Origin of the sequence: Simiduia agarivorans SA1 = DSM 21679 (assembly GCF_000305785.2) — a bacterium.
Taxonomy (GTDB): Bacteria; Pseudomonadota; Gammaproteobacteria; order Pseudomonadales; family Cellvibrionaceae; genus Simiduia; species Simiduia agarivorans.
This window is the reverse complement of the sequence record NC_018868.3, coordinates 2,392,505-2,412,426: the sequence shown is the minus strand read 5'-3', so window position 1 is coordinate 2,412,426 and position 19,922 is coordinate 2,392,505. Positions and strand designations below refer to the sequence as shown.

The window sequence follows — 19,922 nt, the reverse complement described above, 5'->3', positions numbered from 1 at the left end:
AGATGTGAATATGAAATCATTCATTGCGAGGCGCCTGGGTGTCCTGTGTATAGGCTCGCTGGCGGCGATGGGCATGGCGCACGCACAAGAGGTCTCGGATGCTGAAATTGCCCGTAAACTGGCCGACCCGAACAACTCCCTGGGTGTGCTGAATTTTCTGGTGGATTACACCAGCTACACCGGCGATCTGCCGGATGCCTCCAATCAGTCCTCTACCCGGTTGAGTTTTCAGCCTTCATTTCCCTACAAGCTCTCTGACACCACTAACCTGTTCGTCAGGCCGCTGATCCCGGTGTATTTGGATCAGCCCTACTACGATCCCGATGCACCGGTAAACAGCCCATTCTCCGATTCGGGTGTAGAGCTGGGTGACATCAGTTTCGACGTGGCTGTGGGGCGCAGCTTCAGCAATGGCGTGATGGTAGTGGGCGGCTTGGTAGGTACTTTGCCAACGGGCACTAAGGATGAATTAACCCTTGATCAATACCTGCTGGGGCCGGAGGTGCTGGTGGGCTACCTGACGCCCAAGTACGTGGTAGGTGCCTTATTTACCCATCAGTGGGATGTGGCTGGCTCCAATGACCGGGAGACCAGTATCTCGGGCGGGCAATACTTTTACACCATTAACCTGGAAGACGCCTGGCAAATTCAGGCCTCGCCCACCTGGTCGTACGATCATAACGCCACCAGTGACAATGCCCTGACCTTCCCTGTCGGGGTGGGCATTACCAAAACGACCCGCATTGGCAGTACGCCGTGGAAATTCGGTGTGCAGTATTGGCACTACCTGGAACAGGCCGACCCTTTCGGACCGGACTTCCAGATTCGCTTCTCCTTTGCGCCGGTGGTGCCTTTGCCTTGGTAAGGCAAACACTCTACGCTGACATGGCGAGGCGCTGAGCGCCTCGCCCGGGATTTTGGATAAAACAGAGATAGCTGATGGTTTTCATGGGCCTGAATATGAAAAAAACTGCACAGAGTTCTGCTAATACACTGAAGCTGATAGCGCTCGGCGTTGTGTGCGGGCTTGGCACGGCGACCGCCCTGGCGGATGACGCCGGCCAGACCAATGTTGACGCGCTTGAACGTCAGCTGCTGGAGGAGCGCGCACGCCTGGATGCTCTGGAAGCGCAACTGAATGCTCTTCGCAACGGCAATGAACACGGTGATCGGCCGTCTGCGCCGGCGGCCGTTGAAACGCCGCGCCAGCTGATCGCGGCCGAAGGGCGCGGCGATCCCTACGCGGACGCGGCGTTCAACAAATCAACGCCACTGTTTGGTTCGCCCTGGCGCTTTTCCTTCGGTGGTTACGCCAAAACAGACGTGATCCACGATTTTTCCGGCACGGGCAGCAAGCGTCAGTTTGTGCTGGGACAGATTCCAGTGGATAACAACCCGCCCGAGGGCAGTTATAGCCATATTCAGGTTAATGAAACCCGATTCCATTTTGAGTCGCGCAACACTGAGTCAGAGTACGAGAACAGCGTTTTCCTGGAGTTCGATTTTTTCGATGAAAGCACGCCCTCCAACCTGCGGCTCCGGCATGCCTATGCCCGCTACGGCAAGCTGCTCGTTGGTCAAACCTGGACCCTGCTCTCAGAGTTGCGGCAATTGCCCCTGATGATAGATTTTGCTGCAGGTGATTCCATTCTCGGCGGCCGCACGCAGCAGATTCGCTGGACGGAACACTCCAAAGATAAAAGCCTGGGTTGGGCTATTGCGCTGGAAAAGTTTAACGACGCTGCTATTTACAACCCGTTTAATTTACCCGGTGAAGCGCGAGCTGATTTTCCCCGGGTGGCAACCGGTGTCACCAAATTGTGGGACCAGTTTGAATGGAGTAATGGAGTAGCCGTTACGCAAGTGCGTTTTGATGGGCCAGTTGGAGACTCAGCATTGGCGGTTACGGCCACTTCGGCTGGCCGCGTTTACCTGAATGAGGCCAAAAACAACTGGTTTGGTTTTGGCGTGGGCTATGTGAATGGCTCTATTGATGACGTGATTACCTACGGCAATGCCGGCGTACCCAATGCCGTTATTGATGCTGACGGCAAGCTCGAACTGGCAAAAGGCTGGAACACCCAGTTGGGCTTGCATATGACCTGGTCGTCCACTTTGTCGTCGAACTTCAGCTATGCTCACGCGGATCTTACCGATGTGCCCGATGGATTTGAGGCAGATTGGATTCGGAAAGGTTCGGCATTTCACGCCAATTTGATGTATCGCTTTGACAGCCAGTTGACTGTTGGAGTGGAGGTGATGACCGGTGTGCGTGAGAACGTCAGCGGGCGCGATGGGGATGCGCAACGCATCCAATTCAGTACCTTTTACTATTTTTAATCTAACGTTCAACGGGAAGGAGATCTTTGATGAAACGTTTCAATCAAACTCACGTCCTGGGGCTGTGCTCGGCTCTGGCATTAACCCTCGGCCTCGCCGCCTGCGGCGGGGAGAAAAAGGCAGAGGCGCCCAAAGCGGCCGCCAGCCAGCCAGCCGCTCAGGAATTATTGGAGAAGTTCACCTCCAAGCAAATGCAGGGTGTTGAGCAGGTCACCATCGAAGTGGATGTGGACGCGGCAGCGGCAAGGCTTGCCAAGGCAATTACCTTCAAGACCATCTCGAACCAGGATCGGAATGATTTCGATACCAAGGCGTTTTCTGATTACCACGCGTACCTGGAAGAAACTTACCCCAACGTCCACAAGACAATGAAAAAGGAAGTGCTGGGTGACCCGCGTCCCTACAGCCTGCTCTTTACCTGGGAAGGTAAGGACCCGAGCCTGCAGCCTGCACTGTTTTACGCCCATCAGGATGTGGTACCCGTACCGGAAGATTCCCTCAGCCAGTGGGACCAGGAACCGTGGGCCGGTGCCATTGCGGATGGTTACATCTGGGGTCGCGGTGTACTGGATGACAAAAACCAGATTCACGCCATCCTTGAAGCGGCCGAGATGAAAATCAAAGAAGGCTGGCAGCCCTCCCGGACCATTTACCTGGTCTTTGGTCAGGATGAAGAAGTGGGTGGTGCGGAAGGCGCGGGTCATATTGCCGAAGTGCTGGAGAAACGCGGCATCGAGCGCTTTGCTTTTGTGATGGATGAATCTGCGCCGCTGACTCCCGGCATTTTCCCGGGCATTCCGCAAAATACGGCGTTGATTGGTATTGCCCAGAAAGGCTTTGTCAGCCTGGAGCTGACCATGGAAGGTGTGGGTGGCCACTCCTCGCAGCCGCCAAAAGAGTCCAATATCGGTATCCTGGCAAAAGCCATTACCAAGCTGGAAGAGGCGCAGTTCCCGTATCGGCTGCACCCGGCCGTTCGGCACCAGTACCGCTACATGGGGCCAGAACTGGATGAGTCCATGCAGCCGATGTTCGCAGCGGTTGCCTTCGGCAAAGATGGCGAGATGACAGACCTGGAGAAGCAATTCATCAAAACGATGGAGCAAAACCAGGTGACCCGTGCCATGCTGCACACCACCATCGCAACCACCATGTTCAACGCCGGCATTAAAGACAACGTCTTGCCACCCAAGGCGACGGCCGTGGTGAACTTCCGGCCCATGCCGGGCGATACGCCGGAAGTGATCATGGAGCACCTGAAAAAGGCCATCGGCGATGACCGCATTACCATGAGAGATATTTCGGCCTCAACGCCGGCCACCAATATTGCCAATCCCGAGAGCAATGCCTATAAGGCGCTGGAAAAAACCATCCGCCAGACCTGGGGTAACGATCTTATCGTCTCGCCGTTCTTTGTGATTGGTGGTTCGGATTCCAAGCATTTTCAGGCGCGTGATTTCGCCCCGGATGTATTTACCATCACCGGCATTCAGCTTGAGAATGTGAAAGAGTTCGAGGGCTTTCACGGTGTGAACGAGCGCATACTGGTAGAAGAATATGGCAAGTCCATCGGCTTCTTCTATCAGATGTTTAATAATCTGGAAGATCTGTAAAGATCCGAACGGTGGAATGCGCTGCGCTTATGCCACCCTACGGTTTAAATTTTTTCGCCGTGGTGGAACGCGCTATCGCTTGTTCCACCCTACGGGTTGGGTCGGGTAATTCTGGATTGTGGATGAAGGTCGTGTAGGGTGGAATAAGCGATAGCGCGTTCCACCTTTACCCACATTCTACGCAGCTTGGGTAGCTTGCTTTGCGGCGGCACCCAAAGCCTGTTCAATATCAGCAATGATGTCGTCAACGTGTTCCAGCCCGGGCGCCAAGCGGATCAGCGTCTGCGGAATGCCCGCTTCTGACAGTTCTTCTGGTGTGTAGGTGGAGTGGGTCATGGACGCCGGGTGCTGGATTAGTGTCTCGGCATCGCCCAGGCTTACAGCGCGTTTACACATTTTCAGCGCGTTCATGAACGTCACCGCCTGATCAAACGACGCTTTCAATTCAAACGCCAACACGCCGCCGCCGGCTTTCATTTGCTTGCCCAATAGTTTGTAACCTGGATGGCCTGGCAGGCCCGGGTAATCCACTTTTTTCACCAGCGGGTGGCTCTGCAGATAGTCGGCCACGCGCAAGGCGTTTTCACAATGGCGTTCTACCCGTAGGTGCAGGGTTTTCAGGCCGCGGATAATCAGCCAGGCGTCGTGCGGGCTGATGATGGCGCCCATGTCTTTGCGGGTGGTCATTTTGATCTGGTCGATCAGGTCTTTCGGCCCGCACAGAATGCCAGCCACCACATCGCCGTGACCATTGAGGAATTTGGTGGCCGAATGTAGCACGATATCGATACCGTGTTTGGCCGGTTTTTGCAGTACCGGCGACATGAAGGTGTTGTCGATCACGGTGGTGATGCCATGCGCCTTGGCGATGCCGGCAAGCATGTCCAGATCGGCTACTGAAAGACAGGGGTTGATCGGCGTTTCGCCGTAAATCACTTTGGTGTTGGGTTTGATGGCGGCGCGCACGGCCGCTTCATCGGCCAGATCCACAAAGCTCACTTCAATGCCGAATGCGGGCAGCTGGTGATTGAACAGCGCAAAAGTGCAGCCGTACAGGCGATGCGAAGTGACCAGGTGATCGCCTTGCTTGAGCAGGCCCAACACCACGGCGGACACAGCACCCATGCCCGAGCCGAACGCCGCGGCGGCTTCGGTGCCTTCCAGCAATGCCATGCGCGCTTCCAGTTCATCCACTGTAGGATTGCCCAGGCGCGAATAAATGTGGCCGCCGGCTTCACCGGCAAACCGGCTGGCGCCTTGTTGCACATCATCAAACACGAAGGTGCTGGTCTGGTAGATCGGCGTAGACAGGGGGCCGTGCTGACCCTGACCGTCTTTGCCGCCGTGGATGGTGTTGGTTTCCAGGTGTTCTGAATGCCACATGTTGCTGCTCTCGTCGTCAGTAAAGGCCTTTTGGGCCAAAACCCGAGCAGCGGGTTGGCTGGCTCAGGCGTTGGGCAACTTCAATTGGGTGGTTGCCTTCAATTCTTTCAGCACGATACTGGTGTGGATGCGGGCAATCCCCGGCAGCGGAATCAGCTGCTCTGAGATAAACCGGTCCAGCGCCCGCGTGTTTTCCACCGACACCTTGAGCATGTAGTCATACTCACCGGTAACGTGGTACAGCTCCATCACCTCTGCCATTGCCGTCAGCTGGGTCAGTACCTCGGCGATGCGTTGGTGCTGGTGCAGCTCCAGCGCAATCTCGATCAGCGCCAGGTTGTCATGCCCGAGCTTTTCGCGGCTCAACAGGGCGGCGTAGCCCTCGATAAACCCTTCCTGTTCCAACCGCCTGACCCTGGCCAGGGTAGCGGGCGGCGACAGATGCACATGGTCTGCCAGATCCACATTGCTCAGCCGGCCATTGGCCTGCAGCGCCTGGAGAATGGCGACATCGGTTCTGTCCAGTTCGTTGCTGTTCATTTAGTTTATCACCGGCACGTTGGTATTTATTAAGATTAGGTAATTATCAAAAACTACAAAATAATATTAAATTATTACTCGCTTTTTGCCTATTTGGCTGCAGGATGTTTTGTCGCCGGGCGATCGCACTTGTGGAAAATTACGGCATCCGGCCCTGCTCGCCAGGGCGTGAATTTCTGCTTTGGCCGGTGCAAATACGCAGTCAACCGATGGCCGCCTGTGTATGATGAGCCGCCGTTCCGGGGGTCTCTATGCCGTTATCTGAATCCTTCTTGCTGGTGCTGGTCGCCATTTTCCTGCTGCCCTGGTTGGTGTGGCGGCTGATCAACGCCGATCAATGGGCGCCCTTGGTGGTGGTGCAGATCGTGACCGGCATCCTGCTGGGGCCCGGTATCGCTGGCGCGCTATGGCCTGCCGCCCATGCGCTGGTGTTTACGCCCCAGGTGCTCACCGCACTCAGCGGACTGGCCTGGTGGGCGGTGATTCTGTTCGTGTTTCTGGCGGGGTTGGAGCTGGATATGCGCAGCGCCTGGGCGTCCCGGCGCGACACCCTGACCACCGCCACCTGTGCGTTGTTGATGCCGCTGGCCCTGGGGGCGCTGGTGGCCTGGCTGTTGTGGCGCTGGCTGCCTGGCTTTGAGGGGCCGGCGGCTTCTGGGCTGCAATTTTCCGCGGCGGTGGGTATGGCTTGCGCCGTGACCGCGCTGCCAATCCTGATGTTGTTTTTGCAAAAACTGGGCGTGCTGCGCACGGCATTTGGCCAGCGGGTTCTGCGTTATGCCTCGCTCGATGATGTGGCTATCTGGGCCGTATTGGCGTTGGTGTTGCTCGATTGGGAGCGACTGGGGCGCCAGCTGGTTTTTCTCGCGGCGCTCTGGCCCCTGGCGCTTGGTGTCCGGCGCTGGATGCCCTCGGCTAAAGCCCCAGATCGCCTGGCGGTAGCGCTGATCTGGTTGCTGCTGATGTCCCTGGCGGCGGACTGGGCCGGCCTGCATTTTATGGTGGGTGCATTTCTGGCGGGTTTGTTGTTGGATGCGGAGTGGTTCGGTCACGACTGGCTCGATACGAGCCGTGAGTTGGTGCTGATGCTGTTGATGCCGGTGTTTTTCCTGAGTACCGGGCTCAGAACTGACTGGGCCCTGGGTGGCCAGATGGTATTTGCGGTAGCAGGGGTTTTGTTGGTGGCTGCGGTGGTGGGCAAGCTTGCTGGCGTGGGATTGGCGGGCAGGTTATTGGGCTGGCAGGCGGGCGACGCTTGGCGCATTGGTTGGCTGCTGCAGACCAAAGCGCTGATCATGATACTGTTCGCCAATGTGTTGTTGGATAAGGGCATTATCAGCGCCGCTATGTTTACCGCCCTGTTGCTGATGGCGGTGGCGAGCACCGTGTTGACCCTGCCGGTGGTGTCGCGTTCAATGCAATCTACGCCGGAGAACACCTTGTCATGACCGAAAAAACTCCACTTACCCTGCACCGACGACTGGCCGGATTGCCGTTGCCTTGGGTGCTGTTGTTTTGCGCTACGCTTGGCCTGGCACCCTTCACGCCGGTGCCGCACCTGTGGGAAAAGCTGACACTGTTGGCCACCGGTGAGCTGCGCTCGGCGGTTGATTGGTTTGATTTATTTTTGCACGCCGCACCCTGGTTGCTGCTGTTGTTGATACTGGCAACCAAAGTGCTCGATCGATGGCAGCAAAAGTAATCAAGTGCTGGCAGGCCAGGGATTTATCAACAGCCTGCTAACGCAGCATGCCACGGCTTTTGCAGCTGAGCGAAAACCACAATAAAAATATCGCCAGCGTAATCACCACTAACGGCATGATCATGGCGTCCTTACCCAGTACCTCAAAGGTATCGCTCATCAGGAAGCTGTAGCTGTTTTGTGCCAGCACGCCAAGCAATGAAAGGCTGAACAGCACGGGTGCAAACAGGTTGCGAAGCAGCAGCATCAATGACGCCAGGCAACCGCCCACAACCGCCATGCCAAATGCCACGTTCAGCCAGGCCGGCGCGTCGGTGTAGAGCTGTTGTTCAGCGGCGGGCAGACTGGCCAGTTGTTCGGGTGTGATCATCAGGTGCATGGCAAAAGCGGCCAGACCGGCCAGATTCCACAAGAGCGCGATGATCGCAATAATCCAGAACCAGTAAGGAGGGGTTTGAGCGTGAGTCATTGGGGCGCCTTTTTTGTTGTTATTGATCAATCGACTGAAACGCGAAACGGTCGCGCGTGTTCAGTCGATTGTTAGCCCAAGACTAGCACGCTTGCCCCGCTCGGGGGCAAGCGTTCGGTTTGTGATCAGCGCGCGGCGCGGCTGCTCATGCTGCTGTTGCGGCTGGTATCGCGGGTCTGTGCCGGGTCGCGCATGCCGCTGGTGTGACACCAGCCGGTTTTGTGGCCTTTGTTTACGGCACCCGACAACTGGCCGGCCCATTTCTCTGTGGTGCCGTCATCGGGATCATCCAGCAGCAGGTCGGTGGCCAGATGGCAGTAATCGTAGGCCCACCAGCGATCGTTGAACGAGGTAGTGTAGTAATCCACTTCCGCACGCGCCCAGCCCGGAATGGTTGCCAGCCAATTGGCTGCACCGGAGTAAGTGAGGTCGGTGTTCTTGCCACAACCGGCACCGAATACCTGACCCAGCACCGCCAGGTTACCGGCCAGCGCCGTGCCCTGGTAGGGCGTACCCACCGACTGGATCAGACGACCGCCACTGGCGTAGTCGAGACCGCTCATGTACTTGGCATAGAGGTGCAGTGCCGCGGCGCCGCCCTGGCTGTGCGCCACCACGCCAAAGGACGGGTAGCTCGCGCCGGTGTCGCGGATTTTGCGGGCAAAGGCGTCGTGTGAACGGTTGGCGTTGTAGTCTTTGAACTCAACCGCATTGCTGAAGTGGCCGGTATCCCAAGCGCTGCTGGAACAATAACCGTGTACCAGCAGCAATACGCCACCGGCGGCACTGGGGCTGATGGCGGCCGGCGCAATGCCTACATCCATGGTCGCCGGTGCGCCGGGTGCCGGGAGGCGGCTGCCCACCGAGCGGAAGTGCTTGGGTGTGTCGGCGCTGCTGGCCTGCAGTCGTGCGCTCACCGGCGCAACCCGCAATTGTGCGCGTAACTCAGGCCGGCTATCCATGGGGGTGTGGTTGTCCGCGTGCTGGAGCCGGACATTGCGCACACTGAAGGGCGCTTGTGCGCCGTCCAGCCAGCGGCTGTCGAGTGCCAGTTGCAGGCTGGTCTGGCCTTGTTCGCCGTTGTCTACCATGCCGCCAACCCAGCTCAGTGGTTGCGCGCGACCGCGACGGTCGCTGCCCCAGAGTTCTGCGGCCACAAATACCCGCTCGCCTTTACCGCTGGCGTGCACGGGGATGTTGAGAAAACTGTCCTGGCCTTGCTGCACCAGTTCGGCGGCGTCATCGGCCAACCGGAAATCCTGTGCGATCACCGGGTACAGGTCCATGGTGGTGCGGCTGAAAGGCAGGCCATCGGGACGGGTGCCCAGCACCTGCAGCTCCTGGGTGTAGGTGCCCAGTTCGTCGGTGGGCAAGCGGACACTGAAGCGGCCGTCGTTGGCCACGGCGTCGCCGTCGCGACCTTCGTCGTTGAGCCGGAGCGTGCGGCTGTTACCGGATGGCCAGGTCAGGGTGACGTCGGCCGACTCGATAGTGGCTTGCACGGGACGGCTCTTGAGCAGTGCCTGGCGCCGCTCCCCACCGCGTTGCTTGCGGGCGTCGGTGGCATCCAGCATGTGCGCCACCAGTACCACGTCACTGTCGAGCAGGGTGCTGTTGCTGGTGCGGTAGCTGTAGAGTTTGAAGTTCGGGTCACCTTTGACCAGTGCATAGTGGCGCCGGCTCAGACCGCGGGTCTCGCCATCATCGGCGCTCAGCTCCAGCTGCCAGGTACCGGGTTTTTCCGCCACGGTGGGCAGGTCTTTGCCCGGCAGTCGGGCCTGCCCGAGGGCTACATCCCTTGTGGGCAGAGGCCGTTGCGACCGCTCATCCAGCCGAACCGTGCCATCCGGGTCGAGCAGTCGCGCTTTCACGGTGGCAGCATCGGGGCCTACCAGCACGATGGGCGTTTCTTCGCGGGTATCGATGCGCAAGGGCTGGTTGCCGAGCGCATCAATCGGCGCCATGGTGCTGTGGCTGAAGGTACCCAGCTGTTCGGCGGCTTGCAGTTGTTGGGTGTTGAGAGCATCGGGCGCAACGGCCACGTGCTTATAGCCTTGGGCATACAACGTTGATGTGCCGAGGCCCAGAGTACAGGCCGTCAGCATGGCCAGGGTAGAGCGACGTGTGGAGTGCAGATTCATGGTGATCTTCCTCTGAGGTTATTTTTTTTATTCAGAGAAAACAGTTGAGATACAGCGTGCAAACTGAATTCGGGATTAAGCGTGGCCCGCGTCAGGTGGCTTTGCCAATGATTTGGCTCGCCCGCACCAAAAAAAAGAATAATTGCATGAAATGCACCGAAAGAAGGCAAAGCTGGCGATAAATGATCATTAATTGTCCACTACTTGCGCGTGCTTCTGGTACGAACCGCTCAGTCATTTTTTGCGGGTCGGGTGAGCGTGCAGCCCTGCACCTGCGTTGAGCACTCAGGTACACCAGTACTGCTAAACTCTGTAAAACAATAACTACGCAGGAGCACAGGGTGCGGCGTTGGCTATTGACCCTAGCGATCCATCTTCCACTGTGGCTTCTGTGCCAATCTGCACGGGCCGGGGCGCTGGTGCCCGAGTGCTTTGCGGACCCGACGCAAACCTATTCAGCCGCGGATATTGCCGGACAGCACTTCGACGCCGACAGTTGTGCAGACGGGGACTATGTTCAAGGCACGCTTTGGGTGCGGGTGTTGTTGGACAACCCACACCCGACACCTATAGAAGGTGTACTGGATACCCGGGACAGTTTCAGTAGCCGGGTGTCGGTGTATCGGTCGGACGGGGAAAGGCTGGCGCTGTTGTTTGACGGCGGCACGGCCGGCGCCCAGCGCCGGAATTTTTTAGGTGCGCGCTCCGTGGCGGTGCCATTGCGCCTGGCGCCTGCCAGCCAGCACTATTTGTACTACCAGGTGCAAAGCCCGGTGTCCGTGTACCTGCACCCGCAGTGGTTGACCCTGGAGGCGTTTGTCGATCATCACCGCCTGCAGCAGGGACTGACCGCGTTATTTTACGGCGTATTGTTGGGCCTGTTGATTTACAACGGCTTTCTTGCGGCTGCGTCACGCGAGCTGGTTTACCTTTGCTATACGCTGTTCTTGCTCGCTACGCTTTTCATGCACGGGCTGCTGGATGCCAGTGCATTCCGTTTCTGGCCGGAGCCCTGGTGGCCGGAGGGCAAGCTGAGCCTCTTCTGGCCGGCTGTGCTAATACAGGCCATGTTGTTTTACTGCCTGAGTGGGTGCTTTCTGAAACCGGGTCTTTTTTCGCGCCGGGTTATCCAGCTGGCTGTGGTGTGCTGCCTCGCTCTGTTGGCCTTGTGTATCACGCAGAACTGGCCACTGGTGCGCAACATCACCCAGGTGGTGTCGTTAATTTTCAATGTCTACCTGTTGGCGCTGGCGGTGCGCCTTGCGCTCGCCGGCAGCCGGCCAGCGGCAATTTATCTGGTGGCGTTTTCCGGCTTTATGATGAGTCAGCTGGCCGCAGTACTGATGGCCGGCTACGGCAATATGTCGCCCTTGTGGTTAGAGGGTGTGATGATGCTGGGTTGCTTGTGGCAGGCATTACTGCTTTCCCTTGCATTGGGTGACCAGATCAATACGCTCAAAGTAGAGAATCATCGCGTGCAGGCCGAGGCCCGAGCAGCCACTGCAGAAGCCGCATTCAAAAGCCGTTTTCTGGCGAATATGAGCCATGAGATCAGAACGCCCATGAATGGTGTTATGGGAATGGCCGATTTGCTGGCGGATTCAGACCTGAATGAAGAACAGCAAAAATACGTTCAGACCATCCGCGGCTCGGGAAAAATTCTGTTGAAGGTGATTAACGATGTACTGGACATTGCCAAAATCGAAGACGGCGGCATTGAACTTCAGCCCGCACCGCTGGAGCTTCAATCCTTGCTTGCCGATATCAAAGTCCTTTTTCAGTACCAGGCGTTGGAAAGCGGCCTTGCGTTTAACATCTCACTGGCGCCGGACGTGCCGCGCGTTGCGTTGTTGGATGGTGCCAGGGTTACCCAGGTACTGGCTAATCTGGTCGGCAATGCGTTTAAATTTACCGAGCGTGGAAACGTCAGTCTGTCTGTCCACTACGAGTCCTCGCAGTTGTTATTTCGCGTACAAGATACGGGTAGGGGCATTAACGAAGCGGCGCAGGCAGAAATTTTTGAACCGTTTCGTCAATTGCCCGAAGAGCAGGGTGCCTGCGGTCGCGATCATCATCACGGCGGCACGGGGCTGGGCTTGGCGATCAGCCGGCAGCTGGTGGAACTGATGGGAGGAACCATTGGTGTGAACAGTGTTGAAGGGCAGGGCAGTTGCTTCTGGTTTCGATTGCCCTACCGGAGACCGCAATCGATGGACCAGACGAAATCGGCATCCATCCCCGCCGCGCAAGAATCCAGTGGTGCGTTACAGGTGTTGGTGGCAGAGGATAACAGTACCAACCGGCTGGTCATTGGCAGTATGTTGGAAAAACTGGGTCATCAACCCCTGTATGCCAATGATGGCGAGGCCGCGTTGAATTTTTATTGTGAGCAGGGCGCGCCGGATCTGATTCTGATGGATTTTGAAATGCCCAAGCTCACGGGTGTGCAAGCCGCGCAGGCGATCCGCCAATGGGAGCAGCAGCAGGGCTTGGCCGCCTGTCCGATATACGCGCTGAGTGCGCACGCATTGCCGGAACACCGCGCGACATTTTTAGAAGCGGGTATGCAACAGGTACTGAACAAACCCCTGCAAATGGATGAGCTGCGCCAGGCGCTGGCAGAGGTCACCCACAAGCGCCGCGCCGAGGCACAGTGAGTTAATAGGTAGCGCCGGGAAACAGCCACAACAACACCCAACCCAGGTGTGTGCGCCACAAGGTTTCATTGTGCTGGCCGTGCGCCACCGTATGAAACAGCAGGGTATCCTCGGTATTGGTGGCGCGCATCAGTTGCTGCATGCGATCAAAATCCGGCACCATGCTGCCGCCTTCTTTTTCCCCCATGAGAAAAAGAAGGCGTTGGTGTACGCCGTTGGGTTGGGTCATAGCGAACGACTGTTCAGAGACCCAATAGGAGGGCGACAGTACGCCGGCTTTACCGAACAGCTGGGGGCGGGTGTGGGCGGCATAATGCGAAATAAGCCCCCCGAGCGACGAGCCCAGTATCGCTGTGTGTTCCGCTGCTGTGCGCGTGCGGAACCTGTTGTCGGCCCAGGGCTTCAGCGTTTTCTCAATGAAATCCAGATAGCGATCGCCTTCGGCTACCGGCAGTTCCGGGTGCGGCCAGGGGATCAATTCCTGTGCTCTTAATTCCGCGCCGTTGTCGATGCCGATGGCAATGATTTCCAGCCCATGGCTGACGGCCAATGCATCCAGGGTTTCATCCAGCGACCATTCGCCCAGAAAGCTGGTGGCTTCATCAAACAAGTTCTGGCCATCGTGCAGATACAGCACCGGATAGTGGCGTTCGGTGTTGTCGGCATAAGAGGGCGGCAGATAAACCCGCACTGCGCGCTCCCGGTTCAGCGATGGCATGGCCAGGGTGTGGACCTGTACGCGTGCGACCGCCGTGCTGGGTCGATCAACCGGCTCATTGTGCGTCCACTGTTCAGTCAGCTGGACGCCGAGGGCGCCCAGCAACACGCCGGCGCACAACAACAAGCCGCCAGAGAGCCACTTATTCATGCCGGGGCAGCTCAAGAATAACGGAGCCAGACGCAGGCAACTGCAGTGACACCAGACCTTTGCCTTCCGATACGCGTAATTCATGCTTGCCCGTGTGCAGTAATTCACTCAGCGCATAACGGCCTTCTTTCAGCTGCCAGGCAGCCACTAAATCGTTGGGCAGCTGCAAGGTGAACTGTGCGGAGGCATCGGCCAGGTTGCTGACAATAATCAGTGTCTGGCCGCCGCCTTCACGCACAAAGGCAAACTGTTTTTCGCCATAGTCTTTTGTGTGTTCACGGTTGAAGGTGTGAATTTCGCGATAGCTGCCCATCATCGCCGCTTCGGTACGCGTGAGGTTCAGAAGCCGGCTATACCACTGGCGCAGGGCTTTTTCGTCAGCGCTGGACTGACCACCATCAAACGCCCCATCGTTCATCCAGCGCTGGTGCGCGGGCACGCCCACGTAATCGAAAATACTGGTTCTGGTAGGATCGCCAAAGCCGCCATCTTCGCTACCGTCTTCACCCACATCCTGACCGAAATACAGCATAGTGGGGCTGGTGCTGATGGTGGCGGAGATCACCATCAGGGGTTTGCCGCGTTCGGCGTTACCGGCAAAGTCAGGGCTGGCAATGCGCTGTTCGTCGTGGTTTTCCAGAAAGTGCAGCATGTGGTGTTCAATGTCGGCGAGGCCTGCCTGAATGGGTACCAGATCATCGGTGCTGGCTTTATCCTGAATAATCCACTTGAGCGTATCGTAGAGTTCTACCTTGTCGTACAGGTAGTCCATCAACCCCAGCTGCACATAGTTGCGATACTCTTTGGGGTTATACACTTCGGCCAGGATAAATGCGTCGGGGTTAGTCTGTTTGATGGCCGAGTTCAGGTAACTCCAGAATTCTACCGGCACCATTTCCGCCATGTCGTAGCGGAAACCGTCGACGCCGCGCGCCAACCAATACTGGGTAATATCGCGGAATTTTTCCCAGCTGGCGGGGACATCTTTATCGGCCCAGAAGGCGGCGTGTTCGCGCCAGGGAGCGCCGCGCAACGCGTCAGGCAGTCGGTCGAAATCATAGCTTCCATCGGGTTTAACGCCGTAATTCACTTTGACGGTTTCGTACCAATCGTTGTAATGCGGTTGCGCACTGCGTGCGCCATTGCCGGTCCATTTGGCGGGTGATTCGGAAAACTTTCCGTCCGCGAGCGGGTGGGGCTCGCCGCCCAGCGGCGCATAGCCGGGCGCTGCTTCCGGCACTTGAAAGTCTTCGCCCACCACGTAGTAGAAGCTGTTGTCTCGCGCATACTCTACGCTGACATCATCGGCTGCACCAAAGTCTTCAACACCTTCGGGTTTTGCCAGACTCTGGTAATTGCGCGCCACGTGATTGGGTACGATATCGATAATGACTTTCATGCCGTGCTTGTGGGTGCGGGCAATCAGTGCATCAAATTCCTGCAGCCGCTGGGCCGGATCATCGGCCAGATCCGGATTGACACTGTAATAATCTTTTACCGCATAAGGCGAGCCGGCGCGGCCTTTGACCACATCCGGGTCGTCCTGGCCGATCCCGTATTCGCTGTAATCGCGGATGACGGCGTGGTGAGGCACGCCGGTGTACCACAGGTGAGTGACGCCAAGGGATTTGATATCGGTGAGTGCGGTGTCGCTAAAGTCACTGAATTTTCCGACCCCGTTTTCTTCGATGCTGCCCCAGGGTTTGTTGGTGGTGTTGGTGTTGCCGTACAGGCGGGTGAATACCTGGTAGACCACGGCTTTCTGCTTTTCGGCAGCCGGCATTTCTATAGGCGCTTGCGCGGCAGCGTTCGCTACCGGCGCGTCTGTGTTTTTTTGCTGGCAGCCCAGCGCGAGCAGGGCTGAAGCGGCCAAGAAGGCAGCAAGAGAGAGGTTTCCTGATCTCATCAACGGTGTCCTTTGATTTCTATCTGGTGTGTATTGTTGGTCCAGGTGACGCGGCTGGTCAGCGATTGGGTTTTATCGTCGTAGTGAAATTCAATTGGCTGCCCGTCCAGCGACATTGCGCGCGGTTTTTTGCGCAGGTGGTGGATCACCAGTGTCAGCTCGCGTGTTTCTGGTGCGCCGGTGTAGTGGCCTTCGCGGGTCAAATCCAGCTGCAAACGACTGCGCTGATTCGTCGCATTGAAGCTGAGTGTCTGGAAGTTGCTGCTGGCAATGCTGTCAGGTGACAGGCCATCGTCTTCGTACATGACGCCACGACCGCCTTTGGTGGCATTGTCGTGGTAGTAGTGCAGTGTCAGCTGTGCGGGATTGTAGGTACCCGTGTGTTCGCCGATGGTGTCTGCCATGGGCACAAAACTGCCTGCGCGCACCAATACGGGCAGGTGTTTCAGTTCTGTCTTCTGTTCGATATTTTTTCCACCCTTGAAGCGCTCGCCGGTAAAGTAGTCGTACCAGACGCCTTTGGGCAGTTCAACGCTCACCGATTCCACACCCGCGTCGGTCACGGGTGTCACGAGAAACGCATCGCCCCACAGGTAACTGTGGCTGTTATCGATCAATGCGGGTTTGGACTCATCTTCAAAAAACAGCGGTCGCATCAATGGCATGCCGGTGAGGCTGTTTTCAAACGCGAGTGAATAGTTGTAGGGCAGCATCTGGTAGCGCAGTTTCACAAACGGACGCAGCAGGTTCTGCACGTCTTCGCTGTGAAATACCGGTTCGGGCGCGATGTGCTCCTGCGCATGTGGGCGATACACCGGTTGGAACACGCCGTATTGCAGCCAGCGCACATACATTTCCGGGTCGAACACCTCACCGCCGGCAAAGCCACCGAGATCGGAATGGGTGTAAGCCAGGCCGAGCATGGACATCTGCAGGGACAATTCCACTTGCGGTTTCAAACCGCCCCAGGTACGCGATACATCGCCGGTCCAGGGGATCATGCCGTAGCGCTGGCTGCCGGCGAAACCGGCGCGCATCATGATCATGGGGCGGGTGTCGGGAAAGCGCCGGCGCTGGTTTTCGTACACCATTCTGGCCCATTGGTGACCGTAGGCGTTATGGACTTCATTTGCGCCGGCATTGAGTGGCCCCAATCGGTGGATGCTGTCATCGGGATGTACTTCCGGCTCGCCCAGATCACCCCACCAACCGGCCACGCCCTGCAGCATCAGTTCCTGATAAATACTCCAGAACCAGGCCTGCGCAGGTTTGTGGAATACATCAATCAGACCGGTGTTGCCGAAATAAAAATTAAAGGTTTTGGGTTTGCCGGCGGCGTTGGTGGCCAATACATCGGCCGCCACGGCTTCATCCCAGCGCTTGGCGCTGGTGAGTACAAACGGCTCGGTAATCAGAATCGTTTTTACGCCCTGATCGGCCAGTTCCTTGATCATCTTTTGAGGCTCGGGAAAGGCGTTTTTGTCCCACGCCAGATTACCCATGTGACCTTTGATATCTTTGCCGAACCAGTAGAGATCAAGCACCAGCGCATCCACTGGAAAATCCGAGGCTTTGAACTGGGCGATAGTGTCTTTGACTTCCTGTTGAGTGCGATAGCCAAAGCGTGAGGCAAAATTGCCCAGGGCCCAGCGCGGTGGCAGCGGCTGGCGACCGGTGGCATGCGTGTAGTAATTGAGTAGTTCGGGATAAGTGCTGCCTGCGCTCACGATATAGGCCGTGCGGCCGCCCACGGCTTCAAATTGCAGTACATCGGCTTCGGTGGCGCCGATATCCAGGTGGCCGCTAGCGCTGTTGTCGAACACCAGCGCGTATTTTTTGTCAGACACGACGGCCGGCAGACTGAAATACATCTGGTTGGATTCGGTTTCGTAACCGTAGTGAGCTTTATTGTACAAAGGCATACGCTGACCGCGCCGGTCCATGCCCAATACCCGCTGGCCACCGCCGAGCAGTTTTTCATCGTCGTCGAGATTGAAACGGAAGCCACGCAACGCGTCCTGCACAAACAGGCCAGCTTCCTCTTGCACTAACAGTTCCTTGCCGCGGTAAAACGCGAGGCTGAGCGGTGTTTGTTGTATGTGTACACGCAAACTATCGGTGCCAAACCACAAGCCTTCGCGGGATTCGGACAACGCCGGCGGTGTATCGGCACTGCTGCGGGACGGATCAAGGGCGAAACCGGGCAGTTGTTTTACGTTGGTCGGGACATAGTCCACGGCCAGTGTGCCGGCGTTAATCTGAGTGATGGTTACCTCGCCCTGGTCGGTCACCAGTGTCAGGTGATCGTTGTTATGTTGGTAACTCGTGACGTCGCCAAAATCGGCCAGCGCAGGAGGGCATAAGAAGCCGGCGACGAAAAACCAGGGCAGTGACCTTTTGAATAGGGGACTCAGGATGTGCATGGGCATAATGGCATTATTCTTTTGTTGATGGGCAATCCGCGCTGCGGATGTGCAGCAGCGTAACGGTCTTGGCGGGTAACGCGAGTGCGCGCGTGAGCGACACGGTTGCACCCGTCATGGGATTGGTAGCGCGTCGGCATTGGCCGGTGACCCGCGCCAGTTGCGTCGGCGCAAATGACACGGGCGAGGCGTTCTTGTTGGCCAGCACTGCAACCCGTTCGGTATCTGACGCGCGCAGGTAACTGTAGACACCGTCTTTGGGCGCAAAGTGGCGGAAGTTGCCGCGGTGTAATGCCGGTGTTTGCGCACGCCAGACGAGCAGTTTTCTCAGATAGTCACGGGTGGTGATTTGTTCCGCATCCAAGCCTTTGCCGCTGATGGCATCGGTGTTGTGATCTGCCCAACCGCCGGGAAATTCGCCACGGATTTCGCCGTGCGAATCGCTGTTGGGATTCGCCATCAGCACTTCGGTGCCGTAGTAGATCTGCGGAATGCCGCGCAGGGTGGCGATAAGTGCCAGCGACATGCGGGTCAGCGCCGGGTCGTGATTGAGTTGGGTGTAGACCCTGCTCATGTCGTGATTGTCGGCAAAAATCGTCAGCGCGCTAGCGTTGGCGTAGATACCGTCGGCGGCCAGCGTGCGGTAGAGTTTTACCCAGCCGGTGTTCCAGTTGTCATCTTCGCGCAGCGCTGACACCAATGCTTCCTGCAGCGGAAAATCGAACAGGCTGGGCAGGGCATTCCGATAGCCATCGGCATTTTGTTTGCCCGCTTGCCAATAGGCAATGATGGCGGGCTCCAGCGACCATTCTTCACCCACCATATTCAGTCCGGGGTATTCGGCCAGAATGCGCTGGCTCCATTGGGTCAGAAAATGTTTATCGGAGTAAGGCCAGGTATCGATGCGCAAGCCGCTGAGACCGGCTTCCTCAATCCACCAGATGGCATTCTGGATCAGGTAATTGGCCAGGTGGGGGTTGCGTTGATTGAGATCGGGCATGGTTTCCACAAACCAGCCATCGGCAAATTCGCGCGCATCCTGTTGATCGGCGTATGGGTCCTGCACGGTTTCGCGCATGTGATTGGTGGGGTGAAACTGGCCCGCGTAATTGAACCAATCGCGTGCCGGTGGCGAGGCCAACCAGGGATGGCCGCTGCCGATGTGATTGGGCACAAGATCCTGAATCAGGCCCATACCGCGCTTGGCGGCTTCGCGGCTCAGACGCAGGTAGTCTGCGTGCGTGCCATAGCGTGGATCGATGCGGTACAGATCGGTGGCGGCGTAGCCGTGGTAGGACCAGGCCGGCATATGGTTTTCCACCACCGGATTCAGCCAAAGCTGGGTAAAGCCCATGCTGGCCAGGTAATCGAGCCGGTCAATAATGCCCTGCAGGTCACCGCCATGGCGGCCGTAATTTTCATTGCGGTTGACGGGGTCGCCCAGAATTTCGACGGAATCATTATTGGTATCGCCATTGGCAAAACGGTCGGGCGTGATCAGGTAAATCACATCGCGATTATCAAAGCCCCGTCGGTCACGGCTGCCAGCCTGGCGCGCTTTAATGGGATAACGGATCTGCTCACGGGATTTGCCAGCGAAGTTTAGTACCAGGTCGCCGGCGTCGATGGATTTATCGAGTACCAGTTGCACAAACAGTATATCGGGGTTGTCGGTGCGGCCCAGCGATTGCACCCGCGCTTTACCTTCCAGTACAGATACCTCTGCGCTGCCGATATTCTTTCCATAGACCATTAACTCCAATTGCGGATCGGCCATGCCGGACCACCAATGGGGCGGCTCGATTTTTCCGATCTGGGCAAGAGCGGCCGGTGAACACAGCAAGAGGAGCAAACAGAGCAGTCGTATGGGCATGGGTTGG

General features: G+C 57.4%; 14 protein-coding genes. 6 read left to right on the top strand and 8 right to left on the bottom strand.

The features are described 5' to 3' along the window. Positions 1-10: 10 nt before the first annotated feature. The 3 genes from M5M_RS10685 to M5M_RS10675 all read left to right on the top strand — a co-directional run bounded on the left by M5M_RS10685 (position 11) and on the right by M5M_RS10675 (position 3,953). Positions 11-865 carry a hypothetical protein gene (locus M5M_RS10685; protein WP_015047503.1) on the top strand — a complete coding sequence of 285 codons (855 nt, stop codon included), beginning with the start codon at positions 11-13 and terminating at the stop codon, positions 863-865. 95 nt (positions 866-960) lie between these two features. Continuing rightward, complete coding sequence (locus tag M5M_RS10680) at positions 961-2,340, top strand: hypothetical protein (protein ID WP_144062430.1); 1,380 nt, start codon at positions 961-963, stop codon at positions 2,338-2,340. A gap of 29 nt (positions 2,341-2,369) precedes the next feature. Further along, positions 2,370-3,953 carry a M20 family peptidase gene (locus M5M_RS10675; RefSeq protein ID WP_015047501.1) on the top strand — a complete coding sequence of 528 codons (1,584 nt, stop codon included), beginning with the start codon at positions 2,370-2,372 and terminating at the stop codon, positions 3,951-3,953. A gap of 177 nt (positions 3,954-4,130) precedes the next feature. On the opposite strand, the gene M5M_RS10670 is transcribed toward M5M_RS10675, so the two are convergent. Together M5M_RS10670 and M5M_RS10665 are read right to left on the bottom strand one after the other, a co-directional pair. Beyond that, positions 4,131-5,336 carry a trans-sulfuration enzyme family protein gene (locus tag M5M_RS10670; protein WP_015047500.1) on the bottom strand — a complete coding sequence of 402 codons (1,206 nt, stop codon included), beginning with the start codon at positions 5,334-5,336 and terminating at the stop codon, positions 4,131-4,133. A gap of 63 nt (positions 5,337-5,399) precedes the next feature. Then, a complete protein-coding gene (locus M5M_RS10665; RefSeq protein WP_015047499.1) occupies positions 5,400-5,876 on the bottom strand; it encodes an Lrp/AsnC family transcriptional regulator in 477 nt (158 codons plus the stop codon). Between the two features lie 251 nt (positions 5,877-6,127). Here M5M_RS10665 and M5M_RS10660 point away from each other — a divergent pair, with 251 nt between their 5' ends. Next, positions 6,128-7,324, top strand: coding sequence for a cation:proton antiporter (locus M5M_RS10660; protein WP_015047498.1), 1,197 nt, complete (start codon positions 6,128-6,130; stop codon positions 7,322-7,324). Beyond that, complete coding sequence (locus M5M_RS10655; protein WP_015047497.1) at positions 7,321-7,578, top strand: hypothetical protein; 258 nt, start codon at positions 7,321-7,323, stop codon at positions 7,576-7,578. The genes M5M_RS10660 and M5M_RS10655 overlap by 4 nt, the downstream gene beginning before the upstream one ends. Before the next feature lie 37 nt (positions 7,579-7,615). On the opposite strand, the gene M5M_RS10650 is transcribed toward M5M_RS10655, so the two are convergent. Both M5M_RS10650 and M5M_RS10645 read right to left on the bottom strand, forming a co-directional pair. Beyond that, on the bottom strand, positions 7,616-8,047 hold the full coding sequence (locus M5M_RS10650) for a hypothetical protein (RefSeq protein WP_015047496.1): 432 nt from the start codon (positions 8,045-8,047) through the stop codon (positions 7,616-7,618). Between the two features lie 125 nt (positions 8,048-8,172). Continuing rightward, positions 8,173-10,188 carry a choice-of-anchor X domain-containing protein gene (locus M5M_RS10645; protein WP_015047495.1) on the bottom strand — a complete coding sequence of 672 codons (2,016 nt, stop codon included), beginning with the start codon at positions 10,186-10,188 and terminating at the stop codon, positions 8,173-8,175. 419 nt (positions 10,189-10,607) lie between these two features. On the opposite strand from M5M_RS10645, the gene M5M_RS10640 reads away from it, so the two are divergent. Then, positions 10,608-12,845, top strand: coding sequence for a hybrid sensor histidine kinase/response regulator (locus M5M_RS10640; protein WP_024330304.1), 2,238 nt, complete (start codon positions 10,608-10,610; stop codon positions 12,843-12,845). Between the two features lies 1 nt (position 12,846). Here M5M_RS10640 and M5M_RS10635 read toward each other — a convergent pair whose 3' ends face one another. Genes M5M_RS10635 through M5M_RS10620 form a run of 4 tightly spaced genes read right to left on the bottom strand, consistent with a single transcriptional unit; the run spans position 12,847 to position 19,915 of the window. After that, entirely contained in the window at positions 12,847-13,713 is an 867-nt protein-coding gene (locus tag M5M_RS10635) for an alpha/beta hydrolase (protein ID WP_015047493.1), read from the bottom strand. Continuing rightward, positions 13,706-15,619 carry an alpha-amylase family glycosyl hydrolase gene (locus M5M_RS10630; protein WP_016389350.1) on the bottom strand — a complete coding sequence of 638 codons (1,914 nt, stop codon included), beginning with the start codon at positions 15,617-15,619 and terminating at the stop codon, positions 13,706-13,708. The genes M5M_RS10635 and M5M_RS10630 overlap by 8 nt, the downstream gene beginning before the upstream one ends. Then, entirely contained in the window at positions 15,619-18,048 is a 2,430-nt protein-coding gene (locus M5M_RS10625; RefSeq protein ID WP_015047491.1) for a glycoside hydrolase family 31 protein, read from the bottom strand. Before M5M_RS10625 ends, M5M_RS10630 begins: the two co-directional genes overlap by 1 nt. A gap of 7 nt (positions 18,049-18,055) precedes the next feature. Beyond that, on the bottom strand, positions 18,056-19,915 hold the full coding sequence (locus tag M5M_RS10620; protein ID WP_016389349.1) for a glycoside hydrolase family 13 protein: 1,860 nt from the start codon (positions 19,913-19,915) through the stop codon (positions 18,056-18,058). Between the last annotated feature and the right edge of the window lie 7 nt (positions 19,916-19,922).

What these genes read in the sequence shown, in the direction of transcription:
- M5M_RS10685 (WP_015047503.1), top strand. Translation starts at nt 11, where the DNA reads ATGAAATCATTCATTGCGAGGCGCCTGGGTGTCCTGTGTATAGGCTCG.
- M5M_RS10680 (WP_144062430.1), top strand. Translation starts at nt 961, where the DNA reads ATGAAAAAAACTGCACAGAGTTCTGCTAATACACTGAAGCTGATAGCG.
- M5M_RS10675 (WP_015047501.1), top strand. Translation starts at nt 2,370, where the DNA reads ATGAAACGTTTCAATCAAACTCACGTCCTGGGGCTGTGCTCGGCTCTG.
- M5M_RS10670 (WP_015047500.1), bottom strand. Translation starts at nt 5,336, where the DNA reads ATGTGGCATTCAGAACACCTGGAAACCAACACCATCCACGGCGGCAAA.
- M5M_RS10665 (WP_015047499.1), bottom strand. Translation starts at nt 5,876, where the DNA reads ATGAACAGCAACGAACTGGACAGAACCGATGTCGCCATTCTCCAGGCG.
- M5M_RS10660 (WP_015047498.1), top strand. Translation starts at nt 6,128, where the DNA reads ATGCCGTTATCTGAATCCTTCTTGCTGGTGCTGGTCGCCATTTTCCTG.
- M5M_RS10655 (WP_015047497.1), top strand. Translation starts at nt 7,321, where the DNA reads ATGACCGAAAAAACTCCACTTACCCTGCACCGACGACTGGCCGGATTG.
- M5M_RS10650 (WP_015047496.1), bottom strand. Translation starts at nt 8,047, where the DNA reads ATGACTCACGCTCAAACCCCTCCTTACTGGTTCTGGATTATTGCGATC.
- M5M_RS10645 (WP_015047495.1), bottom strand. Translation starts at nt 10,188, where the DNA reads ATGAATCTGCACTCCACACGTCGCTCTACCCTGGCCATGCTGACGGCC.
- M5M_RS10635 (WP_015047493.1), bottom strand. Translation starts at nt 13,713, where the DNA reads ATGAATAAGTGGCTCTCTGGCGGCTTGTTGTTGTGCGCCGGCGTGTTG.
- M5M_RS10630 (WP_016389350.1), bottom strand. Translation starts at nt 15,619, where the DNA reads ATGAGATCAGGAAACCTCTCTCTTGCTGCCTTCTTGGCCGCTTCAGCC.
- M5M_RS10625 (WP_015047491.1), bottom strand. Translation starts at nt 18,048, where the DNA reads ATGCCCATGCACATCCTGAGTCCCCTATTCAAAAGGTCACTGCCCTGG.
- M5M_RS10620 (WP_016389349.1), bottom strand. Translation starts at nt 19,915, where the DNA reads ATGCCCATACGACTGCTCTGTTTGCTCCTCTTGCTGTGTTCACCGGCC.